This is a genomic window from Methylobacterium sp. WL19 (assembly GCF_008040005.1).
Classification (GTDB): domain Bacteria; phylum Pseudomonadota; class Alphaproteobacteria; order Rhizobiales; family Beijerinckiaceae; genus Methylobacterium; species Methylobacterium bullatum.
This window is the reverse complement of the sequence record NZ_VRVC01000115.1, coordinates 1-16,112: the sequence shown is the minus strand read 5'-3', so window position 1 is coordinate 16,112 and position 16,112 is coordinate 1. Positions and strand designations below refer to the sequence as shown.

17 protein-coding genes are annotated in these 16,112 nt (G+C 69.0%); 10 read left to right on the top strand and 7 right to left on the bottom strand.

Translation table 11 applies throughout. The features are described 5' to 3' along the window. Positions 1 to 361 (bottom strand): SDR family NAD(P)-dependent oxidoreductase (locus FV220_RS19435; protein WP_246689493.1); only part of this gene is annotated, 361 nt, incomplete at its 3' end. Between the two features lie 113 nt (positions 362 to 474). On the opposite strand from FV220_RS19435, the gene FV220_RS19430 reads away from it, so the two are divergent. Both FV220_RS19430 and FV220_RS19425 read left to right on the top strand, forming a co-directional pair. After that, positions 475 to 1,341, top strand: coding sequence for a formyltransferase family protein (locus tag FV220_RS19430; RefSeq protein WP_056140061.1), 867 nt, complete (start codon positions 475 to 477; stop codon positions 1,339 to 1,341). Between the two features lie 12 nt (positions 1,342 to 1,353). After that, the gene (locus FV220_RS19425) at positions 1,354 to 1,515 is read left to right on the top strand and encodes a DUF2256 domain-containing protein (RefSeq protein WP_187273466.1); all 162 of its coding nucleotides are present in this window, start codon (positions 1,354 to 1,356) and stop codon (positions 1,513 to 1,515) included. Between the two features lie 16 nt (positions 1,516 to 1,531). Here FV220_RS19425 and FV220_RS19420 read toward each other — a convergent pair whose 3' ends face one another. From FV220_RS19420 to FV220_RS19405, 4 genes are read right to left on the bottom strand one after another with little or no spacing between them, the layout of a single operon-like run. After that, positions 1,532 to 2,125, bottom strand: coding sequence for a nucleotidyltransferase family protein (locus FV220_RS19420; RefSeq protein WP_056140056.1), 594 nt, complete (start codon positions 2,123 to 2,125; stop codon positions 1,532 to 1,534). Next, the gene (locus tag FV220_RS19415; protein WP_147832922.1) at positions 2,118 to 3,158 is read right to left on the bottom strand and encodes a molybdopterin-binding protein; all 1,041 of its coding nucleotides are present in this window, start codon (positions 3,156 to 3,158) and stop codon (positions 2,118 to 2,120) included. Before FV220_RS19415 ends, FV220_RS19420 begins: the two co-directional genes overlap by 8 nt. Next, positions 3,155 to 3,871 (bottom strand): XdhC family protein, encoded by a 717-nt coding sequence (locus FV220_RS19410; protein ID WP_056140050.1) that lies wholly within the window; start codon positions 3,869 to 3,871, stop codon positions 3,155 to 3,157. Before FV220_RS19410 ends, FV220_RS19415 begins: the two co-directional genes overlap by 4 nt. A 9-nt stretch (positions 3,872 to 3,880) precedes the next feature. Continuing rightward, positions 3,881 to 4,204, bottom strand: a complete 324-nt coding sequence (locus FV220_RS19405; RefSeq protein ID WP_056140047.1) for an XdhC family protein — start codon at positions 4,202 to 4,204, stop codon at positions 3,881 to 3,883. A gap of 264 nt (positions 4,205 to 4,468) precedes the next feature. On the opposite strand from FV220_RS19405, the gene FV220_RS19400 reads away from it, so the two are divergent. The 4 genes from FV220_RS19400 (at position 4,469) to FV220_RS19385 (ending at position 7,443) form a co-directional block, all read left to right on the top strand. Continuing rightward, on the top strand, positions 4,469 to 5,614 hold the full coding sequence (locus FV220_RS19400) for a branched-chain amino acid ABC transporter substrate-binding protein (protein ID WP_147832921.1): 1,146 nt from the start codon (positions 4,469 to 4,471) through the stop codon (positions 5,612 to 5,614). 435 nt (positions 5,615 to 6,049) lie between these two features. Beyond that, positions 6,050 to 6,322 (top strand): translation initiation factor IF-1, encoded by a 273-nt coding sequence (gene infA, locus FV220_RS19395; protein WP_018045296.1) that lies wholly within the window; start codon positions 6,050 to 6,052, stop codon positions 6,320 to 6,322. Between the two features lie 545 nt (positions 6,323 to 6,867). Continuing rightward, positions 6,868 to 7,131: a type II toxin-antitoxin system RelE/ParE family toxin gene (locus FV220_RS19390; protein WP_238254030.1), complete on the top strand. Its 264-nt coding sequence runs from the start codon at positions 6,868 to 6,870 to the stop codon at positions 7,129 to 7,131. Between the two features lie 12 nt (positions 7,132 to 7,143). Further along, a complete protein-coding gene (locus FV220_RS19385) occupies positions 7,144 to 7,443 on the top strand; it encodes a helix-turn-helix domain-containing protein (protein ID WP_056140036.1) in 300 nt (99 codons plus the stop codon). Positions 7,444 to 7,488: 45 nt separating this feature from the next. Here FV220_RS19385 and parC read toward each other — a convergent pair whose 3' ends face one another. Beyond that, on the bottom strand, positions 7,489 to 9,741 hold the full coding sequence (gene parC, locus FV220_RS19380) for a DNA topoisomerase IV subunit A (protein WP_147832920.1): 2,253 nt from the start codon (positions 9,739 to 9,741) through the stop codon (positions 7,489 to 7,491). A 53-nt stretch (positions 9,742 to 9,794) separates the two neighbouring features. Further along, positions 9,795 to 10,535 carry a DNA repair protein RecO gene (gene recO / locus FV220_RS19375; protein ID WP_147832919.1) on the bottom strand — a complete coding sequence of 247 codons (741 nt, stop codon included), beginning with the start codon at positions 10,533 to 10,535 and terminating at the stop codon, positions 9,795 to 9,797. 142 nt (positions 10,536 to 10,677) lie between these two features. Here recO and FV220_RS19370 point away from each other — a divergent pair, with 142 nt between their 5' ends. The 4 genes from FV220_RS19370 to putA all read left to right on the top strand — a co-directional run. Continuing rightward, positions 10,678 to 11,109, top strand: a complete 432-nt coding sequence (locus FV220_RS19370; RefSeq protein WP_056140031.1) for a hypothetical protein — start codon at positions 10,678 to 10,680, stop codon at positions 11,107 to 11,109. Positions 11,110 to 11,177: 68 nt separating this feature from the next. After that, a complete protein-coding gene (locus tag FV220_RS19365) occupies positions 11,178 to 11,975 on the top strand; it encodes a hypothetical protein (RefSeq protein ID WP_147832918.1) in 798 nt (265 codons plus the stop codon). Between the two features lie 59 nt (positions 11,976 to 12,034). Next, entirely contained in the window at positions 12,035 to 12,751 is a 717-nt protein-coding gene (locus tag FV220_RS19360; protein WP_056140026.1) for a gamma-glutamylcyclotransferase, read from the top strand. 278 nt (positions 12,752 to 13,029) lie between these two features. Further along, the coding region (putA, locus tag FV220_RS19355) for a bifunctional proline dehydrogenase/L-glutamate gamma-semialdehyde dehydrogenase PutA (protein ID WP_246689494.1) at positions 13,030 to 16,112 on the top strand (3,083 nt) is incomplete at its 3' end.

The window sequence follows — 16,112 nt, the reverse complement described above, 5'->3', positions numbered from 1 at the left end:
CCCCCGCCTTGAGCGCCGGCGCCGCGGCCTGGAGGGCCAGGAGAGCGCCAAGCGCGTTGAGCTTGAAATCCATCACCGCGTCGTCGGCGGTCAGCTTCGCCAGCGGCTTCAGGTTGATGGTGCCGACTGCGTAGACGAGCCCGGCCAAGGTGTCGCCCGCCTCCTGCGTGACGATCGCGAAATGGGCGGGGTCCGTGACGTCGCCTGCGGTGAAGGTGGTCTCACCGAGGTCGGCGGCGACTTCCTCGAGCCGCCCGGCATCGCGCGCCGCGAGATGCAGCGGGATCCCGCGCTTGCGCAGGGCCCGCGCCGTGGCCATGCCGATACCGCCGGTTCCGCCGTAGATCACAACCCGATTCATGACCGCTCCCATTCCGTGCCGGATCGGTTAGGTAAGGCGGACGGCGCGACCGTGGAGCCCGCAGGGCACCATCCGTAGAGTCGCACGCCGCGCATCCGCTCCCGGGGTTCTTCATGAAGTTTGCCTTCGCCGGCATCGATTTCCTCGGCGGCGTGTTCGAAGCGCTGGTGGATGCCGGATGGACGCCGATCAAGCTGTTCACCCGGCCCTGCGATGGGCTCTACGACCACAACGAGGCGGTCGTGGCCCAGAGCCGCCGTCACCGCATCCCGATGCAACTCTCGCGGATCAAGCTCGCGGATCTCGACGCCCTGGCGCAGACCCACGGGACGGACTGGGCGCTCGTGGTGGCCGGTTACCCCTGGCTCATCCGGGGCTGGCGCAACCGGGCCGGCTACGCCCTGAACTTCCATCCCTCGCCCCTGCCGGTCGGGCGCGGCCCCTACCCCCTCTTCAAGGCGATCACCGACGCACGCGACAGCTGGGGCGTGACCGCGCATGTGCTGGCCGAGGAGGGGTTCGACACGGGTGACATCCTCGCGCAGGAGACGTTCGCCATGGCGCCGCAGGAGACTCACGAGACCCTGCTCGCCAAATGCCAGATCGCAGCCCGGCGGCTGGCCTCGGGACCGATCGCGCGCGACCTGCCGACTCGCTGGCGGGCGGCCCAGCCCCAGGGCGAAGGCTCCTACTGGCCCCGCGTGACGGATGCGGACAGGACCCTCGATTTCCGCACGGACGTGGAGGCGATTCTGCGGCGCATGCGGGCCTTCGGCACCATCGAGACCATCGTACAGTTGGGCGACAACCGTGTCTTCGTCGCGGCGGCGGAAGGCTGGCGCGAGCCGCACCGCCACTCGCCGGGAACGATCGTCCACCGCTACCGCCGCCACATCGTCGTCGCCGCCCGCGACGGCTTCATCCAGATCACCCGCTGGAGCCCGGTCGCCGTCGCGGATGCCGGGCAACTCGGGCGCTAGGACAAGCCTCCCATGCCGCGCATGCGCAAGAAGGCGGATCTGCCCACCAAGGTCTGCGCCACCTGCGGCAAGCCCTTCGCTTGGCGCAAGAAATGGGAACGGGTGTGGGACGAGGTCCGCTACTGCTCCGACCGCTGCCGGAACGAGGCGAAGCGGCCGGGCAAGGCCTCCTGATCACAAGGCCTCCTGATCAGGCGCGGGCGGCAGCGATCAGGGCGGCCTGCGTATCGATATCGAGGACGACGGCCGCATCCATCTCCAGTTCCACGACATCCGTCCGCGCCGCCAGGATCCGGCCGGCGCCCTGATCCCCGGTGAGCGACGCCAGATCGGACGCGAGGAGCGCGCGATTGAGGAGAACCGGGTTTCCGCGCGATCCGCGATGGACCGGGACGATGGCGGCCGGCGCCGGGTCGGCGGCCAGGAAGGCCTCGACCAGGGACGCGAGGTGGCTGGGCCGGATACGCGGCATGTCCCCGAGCATCACGATGATGCGGGCGGTCTCCGGCAAGGCGTCGAGCCCGCATCGCAGGGAGGTGGACAGGCCCTCGGCATGGGCCGGGTTGTCGACGATCCGCAGGTCGAGGCCCGCCAGCGCCCGCCGGACCGCAGCGCCATGCGAGCCGAGAATCACCGCCACGGGACCGAGATTCGCCGCGATCGCAGTCTCGGCCGCGTGGCGGACGAGCGGCCGGCCATCGAGGAGTGCAAGCATCTTCACGGCCTCACCGAAGCGCGTTCCCCGGCCAGCGGCGAGGAGGACGATGCCGACGGCGTCAGGCATCCTCCGACATGCTTTCTTCCGACGGACCCTGCCGCCCCGATCTCGGCTGAGGCCGGGACACGATCTCCATGAGCAGGCCACCGACGCCGAGCCCGACGATGTCGGCGCGGCTCACCGCGAGGCCGGCGAGCAGGCGATGGAGAACCCAGTCGAACCCATTCTCGGCGGGCGAGCGCGCGCAGCCGGGAGCCCCGATCACCGGGACCTCGCCGCGACGGCCGACGAGGAGCAGGTTGCCGGGATCGACGGGCATGCCGAAATGCTCCACCTCCCCGCCCGCCGCCTCGATGCCGGCGGGGATGACGTCGCGCCGGTCGGCGATGGCCGAGGCGCCGAACACCACGACGAGATCGCATCCGTCGCGGTCGATGGCCTCGGGGATGGCGGTCGCCACCGCACCGGCCTCATGCGAGACTCGAAGGTCGGAGGCGATCCCGGCCCCGGTCGGCCCCAGCCGGCGTTCCAGGTTGCGCAGGGTCTTGGCGACGGTGGCCTCCTTGAGCCCCGACAGCAGGGTGGAGACGACACCCACCCGGAAGCGGCGATAGGGCATGACCGTGAGGGGCGCCGGCGTCGCGATCCCGCAGGCGCGGTCGAGGGCGGAGCCGGACACGGCATAGGGAATGATCTTCACCGTCGCCACCATCTCGCCCGGACTCACCGGTCGGAACGGCGGCAGGGTCGCGAGCGTGATGGCCTCGTCCACGGCGTTCACCGCGTCGACGACAGGACGGTCGATCATCAGAATGCCCGCCACCTCCGCCTGGAGGTTGCAGCGCCCGGTGAAGGCGGGGCCGGTGGAAAGACCCGACCCCGCCACCCGAGCGGCGAGACGGGCGGCAGCCTCGTCCTCGCCGACATCGCCCGTCTCCAGGGTCACCGCCACCACGCTGTCGAGGCCGGCCTCGGCGAGACGACGCGCGTCGTCGCCCTGGATCGGCTGCCCCTTGCGGACGATCACGTCATCGGCCCGCAGGGTATGGGCGGCGATGAGCCCCGCGGCCCGCGTGATCGCGACCGAACCGAACTTCACGCGGGGCCTCCGCCTTTGACGGCACGCGGACCGCCGCCGCGCAGGGCGGACACGATCTGCGCCAGGATGGAGACCGCGATCTCGGCCGGGCTCACGGCGCCGATGTCGAGGCCGATCGGCGCCTCGATCCGCGCGATCTGCTCGGGCGAGAGCCCGGCCTGCGACAGGCGTTCGACCCGCGCGGCGTGGGTCTTCCGCGAGCCGAGGGCGCCCACATAGAAGCACTCGGCCTTCAGGGCCGCGATCAGCGCGGGATCGTCGATCTTCGGATCGTGGGTCAGGGCCGCGACGGCGCAATAGCGGTCGAGGGGCGGAACGGGGCCGGCCAGGGCCTCGTCGGGCCAGAGGGGCAGGAGGGGAACCTCCGGAAAGCGCTCGGGCGTGGCGAAGGCCGTCCGCGGGTCGATGACGCTCACGGACAGGTCGACCGCCGTCGCCATCGGGCAGAGCGCCTGGCTAATATGCACCGCCCCGATCAGGACGAGCCGCACGGCGGGCACCTGCACGGTGAGGAAGAACTGCCGCCCCTCCACCTCGACGAGGCCGCTCTTTCCGGAGGCGAGGCGTCGCGCCAGGATGTCGGCCAGGGGGTCGGCCGGGATCTCTGCCTCGCGGACCACGCGCTGGCTGCCGTCGTCGAGGTCGGTGACGAGCATCGCGGCGCGGCGCGCGGCACGCTCGACGTTGAGGGCATGGAGGGAATCGAGCTTCATGGCGCCGCTTCAGTCGATGCGTTCGACGAAGACGCGGATGCGCCCGCCGCAGGAGAGACCGACCCGCCAGGCGGTCTCGTCGGCGACGCCGAACTCGATCACCCGGGATCGTCCGTCGGCGATGGCGTCCAGCGCTTCCGTGATGACGGCCCCCTCGACGCAGCCGCCCGAGACCGAACCGAGGAAGTTGCCGCCCTCGTCGACGACGAGGTGGCTGCCCACCGGGCGAGGCGCGGAGCCCCAGGTCTCGACCACGGTGGCAAGCGCCACGCCGCGCCCGCTAAGGCGCCACGCCTCGGCCGCGTGGAGGATGTCTGTTTCGGTGGAGAGCATGGGACACTCCGCGCGCTGCGCGTCCAGGGCATGACGGCACTCACGCAACGCCGCCTCGGGGAGATAGGCTCCGGCACCCCCGGTGCAATGCGCAGGCGAGGCCCGTGCCATGCCCGGCCCCCGAAGCGTGCCGACCGGCACACAGGCATCGCCCAATGGATCGCCCCGTGGAAGGACGGCCCATTCGATCGGGCCGCGCCAATTGCGTCAGGCTGCGCTAAGGAGGCTGGATCGGCCTCGTGCCGACCATCCGGGCCTCGCACCATGAGACGCATCTTACCCGCGGCCGCCGCACCGTTCTTCGCCGCGCTGGCCTTCGTCGCATCCGGCGTCGTCGCACAGAGTCCGGCCCAGGCACCGGTCCGGATCGGCCTCTCGCTCCCTCTCACCGGGCCGGATGCCGCCTTCGGACAGGGGCTCCGGGCGGGAGCCGAACAGGCGGTGGCGGATCTCAACCGCGCGGCCGGCCCAAAGGGGCTCAAGCTCGCCCTCGTCGTGGCCGACGATGCCGGCGACGGCAAGCAGGGGCTCGCGGTCGCGCGCAAGTTCATCGCCGATCGGGTCCCCCTCGTCGTCGGGCCGTTCAACGCCACCGTGGCGGCGTCGGTCCTGCCGATCTACGAGGACGCGGGAATCGCCGCCGTGACGCCCGGCATCGCCTGGCCTGCCTTGACCACGCGCGGGGCCTGGAACGTCTTCCGTATCGGCGGCAGTGACGCCGAGCAGGGGCCGATCGCGGCCACTTATCTCCTCGCACGTTTCCGCGGGCGGCGGATCGGCTTCGTTCACGACAAGAGCACGTTCGGGCGCGGATTGGTGGACGATGTCGCCCGCATCCTCAAGGGGAACGGGCAGGCCGAGACGGCTTTCGAGAGCCTCAACCGCGGCGACAGGGACCTGTCGTCCCTCGTCGCCCGCCTGAAACGCGCGCAGGTCGAGGTCGTCTATTTCGGCGGCCTCGCGCCGGAAGCCGGCCAGCTGATCCGCTCCCTGCGCGAGGCGGGTCTCGCCATACCCCTCGTCGGCAGTGACGGGCTCCTCGACAAGGACTTCGCCACGGGGGCCGGCCCGGGCGCCGAGGGGACGGTGATGACCCTCCTGCCGGAGCCGCGAAAGCTGCCCGAATCCAAGGGCGTGGCGGCCAGGCCGAGGACGCCGGAGGCCGACATGGTGGCGGCGCAGGGCTATGCGGCGGTGGAGATCCTCAGACAGGCCGTGGAGCAGGCGAAGTCGAGCGAGGGCCGCAAGGTCGCGGATCTCCTGCACGGCGGTGTGCCGCTCAAGACCGCCATCGGCGAGATCGCGTTCGATGCCAACGGCCAGTCCAAGGCACCCGGCTACGTGCTGCAGGTCTGGAGGAAGACGCCGGACGGCCGCATCGATTACGCCGGCAACGCCGTGACGCCCTGAGGCGAGGGGCCCGCGTATCGCCGCCGGTTCGGGAAGGCCGTACTCGCCACGGATGCGGCTCGATACCAAGCGGCGCCGATCACGACCTATGGTCGTCCTCGGCGCGTTCGGCGAACACCCGCCACCGCGCAGTCGCGCGGGCGGACGGCGATGAGGTCTCCTTGTCGTCGTCCGGCACGAGCCTGCCGAATCGGGCAGTTGAGCCCCCCGCGACACTGTCGAGGGACCAGGACAGCATGTGATTTTCTGTCGACGCGATAGCGTTCCAGGCGGTAAAAGCTTGCTTACGGGACGCGCGAACATTATGTCGTGCCGACGCTCGCCGGTGTTGCGCATCCGATGGGATCGGACCCGCCGCCCGCAGCGTTTTGCCGAACGGCTATGTTTTTGGTGTCCCGGAATGCCCCGTTCTGGCGTTCCGGCTGGAGAGTGTGGATGGCGAAAGAAGAGTTGATGCAGTTCGACGGTCTCGTGATCGAGATCCTGCCGGACGCACGCTACCGCGTGCAGCTCGACCAGGGCCACGAGATCGTGGCCTACACGGCCGGCAAGATGAAGAAGAACCGCATCAAGACTCTGGCCGGCGACCGTGTCACCGTCGAGATGTCCCCCTACGATCTCGAGAAGGGCCGCCTCGTGTTCCGTCACAAGGACGAGCGCTCCTCAGGTCCGCGCCCGCCGATCCGCGGCCAGTTCCGCCGCCGCTGAGCATGGATACCGCCAGTCTCCGTCCCGGCCCGGGATGGAACGGCATGTCTGTCATGACGCTGCCTCGGAACACCTTCGTGGAATGACCCAGCCGTCATGGACCCTGCGATTTCGCTGAACGAGCATTCCTCCGTCATTCCGGCTAGCGCGGCCAGCCGGAGAGCGAGAATGAGGCTGCGACCGAGCCTTGCGGCGGCGGCAAACCTTCTCTGCAGCCTCGACCGACACCGCATGGCGTTGCTTTGGAATCCCGGCCTGACTGCTGTTGAAGCCGTCAGGATCGTCCCCAAGCCGTCAACGCCCCTGAAGCGCTAAGTCGCTTGCCCGAGTCTGTGGAACGTTCGCCATTTCCCGTTCGTCGGCGCGCCGCTCTCTGCTTCAGATCTCACCTGACTTTCGAGAAAATTGGGTCAGCCGGACGCTCCCCATCGAACTGGCATGATGCGCCTTGACCCTCCTGCGTCAATGGCGCAGTCTTGAGTATGGCTGGACCACTTCATACGGTCATTGAGACGGAGGTGTATCTACGCTCCGCCGAAAGAGTCATGACCGAGACCGAGCGGTCCGCGGTCGTGGATTATTTCGCAGCGAATCCACATGCCGGCAACGTGATCCCCGGTGCGGGGGGGCTTCGAAAAGCTCGCATTCCCCTGGCCGGACGCGGCAAACGCGGTGGTGCGAGGGTGATTTCGTATGTGGTGGCAGCGCGCGGCGTCTACCTGCTCATGGCCTATGCGAAGAACGATCAAAGCGATCTGACCCCCGACCAGGCCCGTGCACTCGCTCGGCTGATTGAAACCTTGTTCTGAGGAGACGAACCGATGGACGACGCGACATTCGCGGAATTGACGCGGAGCCTGGAGCAGGCGGCCATGCACGCGCGTGGCGAGACAGTGCCCGATTTGCACGTCCACGTGCCTCGGGAGATCGATGTCGTGGCCATACGCAAGGCGACCGATCTTAGTCAGGACGCCTTCGCGCGCCGGATCGGTGTCGCAGTCGGCACTCTGCGAAACTGGGAACAGCGCAGACGTCGACCCGAGGGGCCAGCCCGTGTGCTTCTGGCGCTCCTTCAGCGCAATCCTCGGCTCGTCGAGGAGACGTTCGGAAAGCCGGCCTGATCCATCCGGGCCGACGTCCTGACAATGCCAAACGTCGCGGATCGCCTACTTCCCGAACCGCTCGAATTTCGGGAAGCTCCGGGTCATCAGCGTGCCGGCCTCGGCCCGGTGGCCCATCCACTTCTCCAGCAGTGCCGCGTTGGCGAGCCGCTCCTGACCGGCGCTGTCGCGCCAGGGCAGGCCCTCGGCCAGGGTGAAGACGTGGGCGTCGGTGAGCGTGCTCTGGCGGCAGCGCTGCAGGCGCACGCCCTTGCCGCGCGACAGTTCCGGCATTTCCGAGAGCGGGAAGACCAGTAGCAACCGGTCTGCGCTGCAGACGGCGACATGATCGCCGCCGCCGGCAGGCACGAGCAGCATGGCCTGGGCCGGCTCGTCGAGCCCCATGATGCCCTTGCCCTTGCGGGTATTGGCCACCAGCGCGTCGGCGGGGGCGAGGAAGCCGCGCCCATCCGAGCCTGCGATCAGGAGCTTGCCGCCCGGCTGATACGGCAGCGCGGCGACGATCTCGGCGCCGTCGTCGAAATCCACCATCAACCGGATCGGATCACCGAAGCCGCGCCCGCCCGGAAGCTTCGCCGCTTCGAGGGTGAACACCTTGCCGTTGGAGGCGAGCACCAGGATCTTGGCCGTGGTCTCGCTGAGGAACGAGATATTGAGGGCGTCGTCGCCCTTGAAGGCGACGCCCGACAGATCGGCGACATGCCCCTTGAGGGCGCGGATCCAGCCCTTGGCCGAGACGATGACGGTGATCGGCTCGCGCTCCACCATGGCGGAAGTGAAGTCGATCCCGGCGGTATCGGGCGGGTTCTCCAGGGTGGTGCGGCGGGCGCCGAGCTTGGTCTCGGGCCCGAAGGCCTTCTTCACGGCGCGGATCTGCTTGGTGATGTCCGACCATTGCATCTTCTCGGAGCCGAGGAGCTCTTCGAGCCCGTCCTTCTCCTTGGTCAGCGTATCGAGTTCGCGCTTGAGCTCCATCTCCTCCAGCTTGCGCAACGAGCGCAGGCGGGTGTCGAGGATGGCGTTCGCCTGGAGTTCGGTGAGTTCGAACCGCTTCATCAGGGACGGTTTCGGTTCGTCCTCCTCGCGGATGATGCGGATTACCTCGTCGAGATCGAGATAGACGATGAGGAGGCCGCCGAGGATTTCGAGGCGGCGCTCGATCTGCGCGAGGCGGTGGCGCGAGCGGCGCTGGAGCACGACGCGGCGATGGTCGAGCCATTCGCGCAGGGCCTCGGCCAGCCCGATCACGCGCGGGACGAGACCGCCCACCAGGACGTTCATGTTGAGGGGGATGCGGGCTTCGAGCTCGGTGAGCCGGAACACCGATTCCATCAGGATCACCGGGTCGACGCTGCGCGAGCGCGGCTCCAAGACGACACGGACGTCCTCCGCCGATTCGTCGCGCACGTCGGCCAGCAGCGGCAGCTTCTTCTCCTGCAGCAGTTCGGCCAGCTTCTCGATGAGCCGGGCCTTGGGAATGCCGTAGGGGATCTCGGTGACGACGATGTTCCAGGTACCGCGCCCGGTATCCTCCTTCGCCCAGCGCGCCCGCACGCGAAAACCGCCACGCCCGGTGCGGTAGGCTTCGGCGATCGACTCGGCACTGTCGATGAGAATGCCGCCGGTGGGGAAATCCGGCCCCTTCACGAAGGTGAGGAGCTGGGCCGAGGTCGCATCGCGATGGCCGATGAGATAGAGCGCCGCGTCGCAGAGTTCGGCGGCGTTGTGGGGCGGGATCGAGGTGGCCATGCCCACCGCGATGCCCTGGGAGCCGTTGGCGAGCAGGTTCGGGAAGGCCGCCGGCAGGACGATGGGCTCGTCCTTCTCGCCATTGTAGGAGGGCCGGAAATCGACCGTGTCCTCGTCGATCCCGTCGAGCAGGAGGCGGGCGACCTCCGTCAGCCGCGCCTCGGTGTAGCGGTATGCGGCGGGGCCATCGCCGTCGATGTTGCCGAAATTGCCCTGGCCATCCACCAGCGGATAGCGCTGCGCGAAGTCCTGGCTGAGCCGCACCAGCGCATCGTAGATCGCCTGGTCGCCGTGAGGATGGAAATCGCCCATCACGTCGCCGACGATCTTCGCGCATTTCTTGAAGGCGGTGTTCGGGTCGAGCCGGAGCAGCCGCATGCCGTAGAGGATGCGGCGATGGACGGGCTTGAGCCCGTCGCGGGCGTCCGGCAGCGCCCGGTTCATGATGGTGGAGAGCGCATAGGCGAGGTAGCGCTCTTCCAGCGCCGACTTCAGCTCGACGCTCTCGATGCCGTCGGATCCCGATGGCGGATCGAAGGGCTGGCCCATGACGAACTCCCGGGCCGAACATGGCCCAAATCAGAACATAACGCGAACGTGACTTAGGCGCTCTGCGTCCCCAACGCAACGAATCGCGCCCGCTCCGCCGGAGGCGCGATGGCGCGCGGCCCCCAGATGTGCTGGTCGAGGAAATACCCCGTCAAGGTAAACCCATTGGCTACATCCCGCTCGTCGGGCGGCATGAAGCCGGTGCGGCCGCCCTTCCGGTCGAGAAGGAAGCCCGGCAGCGCCAGCAACCTGTCCCGGAAGGGCTCTCCGGCCGAGGCGCTGACCGCCCGCCCGGTCCTGGGCGAGACGTAGATCAGCGCGTCGTTGCCTCCCGTGGCGGCGCAGGCGCTGAGATCGAGCCCGTAGCCGAGCTCGGCCAGGATCGCGAGTTCGAACCGCACCATCAGGAGCGGCGCGATCACCCGGTCGTCGAGATGGGCGACGAGGATGCGGGCCGCCTCGTAGACGGCGGGATGGGGATCGCGCTCGGGCAGGAGGCGCAGGAGCGCGGCCATGTGGGTCACGCCGTAAAGGGCGAGGCCGGAGCCCATGAGCCGCGCGGCGGCGGATTCGAGGGGCTCCACCGCGAAGGCGCCCAGGCTCTCGTCGAGGCGCGCCCGCCAGGTCAGCCGGACGTGATTGCCGGTCTGCAGCACCGGCTGCATCCGCCTCGAGCGCCCGCCATGGACGAGGCCGAGATGGCGGCCGTGGTCCAGGGTCATCACTTCGAGGACGACGCCGGTCTCGCCTTGCCTGCGCAGCCCCAGCACCACGCCGTCGTCGGTCCATTGCATGCCCCCTCCTTAGAGCGCGGACCGTGCGTTGGAAACGGGCCGGTCCGTCCACTCGAGGGCGTGGATTGCATCGTCACCGGCATTCCCGCAGGGCGTGTTCGACGCTATGCCTCATGCTCCCCTGGTTCGAGACTCGACGACCATGACCGTCTTACCGCGCGCCCGCACGGACCGTGCAATCTCCCGCCGTGCTGGCGGCGCATGGCTTGGCCTCGTCGCCGTCGCGCTCACCGGGTGCGGGCGGCCCGATCCGGCACCCGCGCCCGGCGCGACCTTCACCATGCGCGAGCGGGTGGCCGCCCTGGCCCTGCGCCAGAGCGGTTTCGGCTCGATCTCGGTGATCCCGGTCCGGTTCGAGCACAGCCGCATCGCCGGACCGTTCGAGGATGACGGCCGCACCCTCTATTGCGTGTCCGCCCGGATGATGGGCCGCCGCTTCCTCAAGGGCGAGAAGGCCAAGGCCGTCATCCGCGAGGAGGCCGGCAAGCTCAGCATCCTCGAAGATGCCGAGGAGGTCTGCGAGGGCCACAAGACGGAGCCGTTCAAGGAGCTGGAGGCGCTGGGGAACAGATAAGGATGTATGTTTCCGGCAATGGCTGACGCCGTAACACGCGAGAAAATACCTGAAAGAACGATCTAGACATGAAAGCCAAGCCCGGCCTCCGGTTTCTAATCCTGCTGCTACTCTCCGTCCCCTCGCTAACGGCGGGAAACGTCGTCGCCGTGGCGCATACCCCTTACATGACGCAGACGGAGCGATTGACGCTGCCCGACGGCGAACAGGGGGAAATCCGGCTCCTTCACGGAGATGGAATCCTCTTTTCTGATTCTGTTCGTCTCCTCGTTCTCGATGGCCGGGGGCGACCGTTAGCGCGCAGCGGTAAGTACTCCCTGATCTCCCTGATCTGCGACGGCACACCAAGATCTTGCCGAGGCTACGTTCACGATACAGCACAGGTTCTGACGATTGATCCGTCTTCGTTCAGGTCGGTAGACGCGACATTACCGAGCGCGAGCGTCGAAGGCGACGACTTCATGTGGAGCACGGAATCGGGGAACGAGAGTTGGGGATTCGCGGCACGCATGGCGTTGCCAAGCGAGATCGTGGTTCGCGAGTCTGCATTCATCATGGAGCATCCGTATCTCCATGGCTTAGTGATGGGCTTTGGATGCCTCACGGCAGTCCTGGCATTCGTGGCCACCGGGCGTCCTACACATCGCAGCCGCTGGCTACTCACTCTCTGGGCCTTCAGTATCCTGTTGCGCGCTATGACTGCCGCACTGGTTGTCTATCTGATATTCGCTCTTCTCCTTGTCATTCCACTCAGCCTTGTGTCGACGCTGCTAAGCTTCACCTTAGGCATTGCTATCGTCCTTGGAATACGAAAACATTGGGGCCGATCAGCCTTGATCGTACCCGCTCGCAACGTCCCGCCCTGAACGCATGCGATCAAGGTCGCGGCTTGCCCGGACCGACCGGTGATGCTCCGATACGGTCCATGCCGCATCGTCCGCTCTCGCTCACCCTCGATCTCATCGCCCGCGCCCATCCGATTCCCGTCGCCGACGATGCGAGCGCCCTGCATCTCCTCACCGATCGCGATCTCGCGCCCGGCCTCGACCGGATGCTCCATGGCAGGCCGGCGCAGGGGAACGGGCTCTGGGTGTTCGGCTACGGCTCGCTGATCTGGCAGCCGGAATTCGCCGTGGCCGAGCGGCGCACCGGCACGGTGCGGGGCTATCACCGGCGCTTCTGCCTGTTGCAGCGGCGCTTTCGCGGGAGCCGCGACCGGCCGGGCCTCGTCCTCGCCCTCGACCGGGGCGGCATCTGCCGGGGAATCGCGTTCAGACTGGAGGGCATCGACCCGGCCGCGACCCTGATGCCGGTGTGGCGCCGCGAGATGCGCGGCGGCGGCTATGAGGGACGCTGGGTCACGGTGGAGACGGGCACAGGCCCGGTCACCGCCCTGACCTTCGTCGTCAACCGCGCCAGCGACCGCTACACCGGCCGCCTCACCGAGGAAGAGATCGCCGACCGGATCGCCACCGGCGCGGGGCATCTCGGCCCGAGCGCGGAATACCTCTTTCGCACGGCGCAGGCCTGCGCCGAGGCCGGCATTCTCGACGACCATCTCTGGCGGCTGCAGCGGCTCGTCGCCGAGCGCCTGGAAGCGGACCACCGGCAGGAGCAGGAGCCCCGCCTTGCGGCGCGTTGACGGAACCGCCCCGCTGAGCATCGCTTTTGCCTGCAGGCGCGGGATAGTCCCGATTCCACCGGGTGCAACGGGGCCGATGCGGCGGCGACGTCCGAAGCATCCATCCCCGCAAGATCGCCGCCCGGAACCGGCGGCCGCACGGCGCAGCGGCGGGAGGGTCTCGACCCGTGAGCAATGGCCTCTCCCTCCCCTCCGCAGCGCCGATCCCGCCTGGTCCAAGGGCGCCCTTCGCCGACCTCGCGGGGCCTTCGGCACCGAGTGGCACGCTCCGGGCCGCCATCCGGGCCGCCCATCGTCTTTCCGAATCCGAGTGCCTCGCCCCCCTGATGGCCGCCGCGCGCCGGAACCCGGGCGAGAACGCGGCCGCGATGCATCTGGCGAGGCACCTCGTCGCCACCCTTCGCGCCAAGGGCTCGCGCGCCCCCGTCGAGCAACTGATGCGCGAGTTCAGCCTGTCGAGCGCGGAGGGGGTCGCCCTGATGTGTCTCGCCGAAGCGCTTCTGCGCATTCCGGATGCGGCGAGCCGGGACGCGTTGATCCGCGACAAGATCGGGCATGGCGATTGGTGGTCGCATCTCGGCCATGCCACCTCCCTCTTTGCCGGCGCGGCCACATGGGGGCTGGTCCTGACGGAACGGGTCGTGGGCGCGCCGGACGAGCCCGGCCTCGCGGCGGCACTGACACGGGTGGTGCGGCGCGCGGGCGAACCCGCCATCCGAAAAGGCGTCGATCTCGCCATGCGCATGCTCGGCGGCCAGTTCGTCACCGGCCGCAGCATCGCCGAGGCGTTGCGCAACGGCCCGCGCAGGGAGGCCATGGGCTTTACCTATTCCTACGACATGCTCGGCGAGGCGGCGATGAATGCCGGGGATGCCGCCCGGTACGCCGAGGATTATGCCGGCGCCATCGCGGCGATCGGCGCGGCATCGGGTGGGCGCGGACAGCTCGCCGGGCCGGGCATATCCGTCAAGCTCTCGGCCCTGCATCCACGCTATGAGCGAGCTCAGCGCGGGCGGGTGATGGCCGAGTTGCTGCCGCGATTGGCGGGCCTCGCCCTCGCGGCGAGCCGTCAGGACATCGGCTTCAACATCGACGCCGAGGAGGCCGACCGCCTCGATCTCTCCCTCGACCTCCTCGAAGCCCTGGCGATGGACGAGCGCCTGGCCGGCTGGGACGGGCTCGGCTTCGTCGTCCAGGCCTACCAGAAGCGCGCGCTCCCGGTGGTGGATTGGGTCGTCGACCTCGCGCGGCGGAGCGGGCACCGCCTCATGGTGCGCCTGGTCAAGGGCGCGTATTGGGATTCGGAGATCAAGCGCGCCCAGGTCGACGGCCTCGACGGCTTCCCGGTCTTCACCCGGAAGGTGCATACGGACGTGTCGTATCTCGCCTGCGCGCGCAGGCTGCTGATGGCCGGTGACGCGGTGTTCCCGCAATTCGCCACCCACAACGCCCGCACGCTGGCGGACATCGTCGCCATGGCGGGGCCGGACTTCCGGCCGGGCGACTACGAGTTCCAGTGCCTGCACGGCATGGGCGAGACGCTCTACGAGGAGGTGGTCGGCGGATCGATCCTGAACCGTCCGTGCCGGATCTACGCCCCGGTGGGCACGCACGAGACCCTGCTCGCCTATCTCGTCCGGCGCTTGCTCGAGAACGGCGCGAATTCCTCCTTCGTCAACCGGATCGCCGACCCCGCCGTCTCAATGGACGACCTCGTCGCCGACCCGGTGGAGCGGGCGCGCCGGGTCTCGCCACCCGGCTCGGGGCATCCGGGAATCCCCCTGCCGCGCGACCTGTTCGCCGGGAGCCGGCCCAATTCGCGCGGCCTCGATCTCGCCGACGAGGACGTGCTCGCGTCCCTCGGCGAGGCCCTACCACGCGGCGCGGCGACGCCCTTCCTCTGGCGACCCGTTCCGTCGGATGGGATCGAAGGCGACAGGCGGGCCGTGCTCAACCCGGCGGACCGAGACGATGTCGTCGGATACGTGGTGGAGGCGGATGACGGATGCGTCGATGCCGCCATCGCGCGAGCGGGCTCGGCGACTCTTGGCTGGGCTGCGACGGCTCCGTCGCGGCGGGCCGAGATCCTGGCCGATGCGGCCGGCCTGATCGAGGCGCGGCGCGACGCGTTCCTCGGGCTGCTGGTGCGGGAGGCGGGCAAGTCCCTCGCCAACGCCGCGGCCGAGATCCGCGAGGCGGTGGATTTCCTCCACTATTACGGTGTGCAGGCGGCGGGCTTCAAAGCCGCGACCCATATCCCCCTCGGCGTGGTCGCCTGTATCAGCCCGTGGAACTTCCCCCTCGCCATCTTCATCGGGCAGGTCGCGGCGGCCCTCGCGGCGGGCAACGCCGTCCTCGCCAAGCCCGCCGGCGAGACGCCCCTGGTGGCCGGGCTCGCGGTGGAGATCCTGATCGAGGCCGGGATTCCGGAGGGCGTGCTCGGCGTCCTGCCGGGAGGGGGGCGGGTCGGCGCCCGCCTCGTGGCCGATCCGCGCATCGACGGTGTCCTGTTCACCGGATCGACCGATGTCGCCAAGCGGATACAGACCGAATTGGCCGGACGCCTCGGCCCTCTGGGGCGACCGATCCCGTTCGTCGCGGAAACCGGCGGCCAGAACGCCCTGGTGGTGGATTCCTCCGCCCTGCCGGAGCAGGTGGTGGCCGATGTGCTGGTGTCGGCCTTCGATTCGGCCGGCCAGCGCTGCTCGGCGCTCCGCGTGCTCTGCCTGCAGGACGAGATCGCCGAGCGCATCCTCACGATGCTGAAGGGGGCGATGGCCGAGCTCACCATCGGCAATCCCGACCAGCTCGCCACCGATATCGGGCCGGTCATCAGCGAGGCAGCGCAACAAAGGATCGAGGCGCATGTGGCGCGGATGCGGGAGCTCGGCCATGCCGTAGACCGGCTCCCGCTGCCCGCCTCCTGCGCGGCGGGCCATTTCGTCCCGCCGAGCCTGATCGCCATCGACAAGCTGGACGACCTCACCGGCGAGGTCTTCGGGCCGATCCTCCACATCCTGCGCTACCGGCGCGGCGGTCTCGACGGGCTCGCCGCCGCCATCGACGAGACCGGCTACGGCCTGACCTTCGGCGTGCACAGCCGGATCGACGCCACCGTCGCGCGCTTCCTGGACCGGGTCCGCGCCGGTAACCTCTACGTCAACCGCAACCTCATCGGGGCCGTGGTCGGCATGCAGCCCTTCGGCGGCGAGGGCCTGTCGGGGACCGGACCGAAGGCCGGCGGGCGGGACGAGGCGGATCGTGTTGCCGGTGGCGAGGCATGCCGCGATCTGTGCGAACAGCCCGGTCTCGCTGGCCGGCAGGCACAGGACCGTGCCGCGCGGATGCAGGCTGTAGCGGT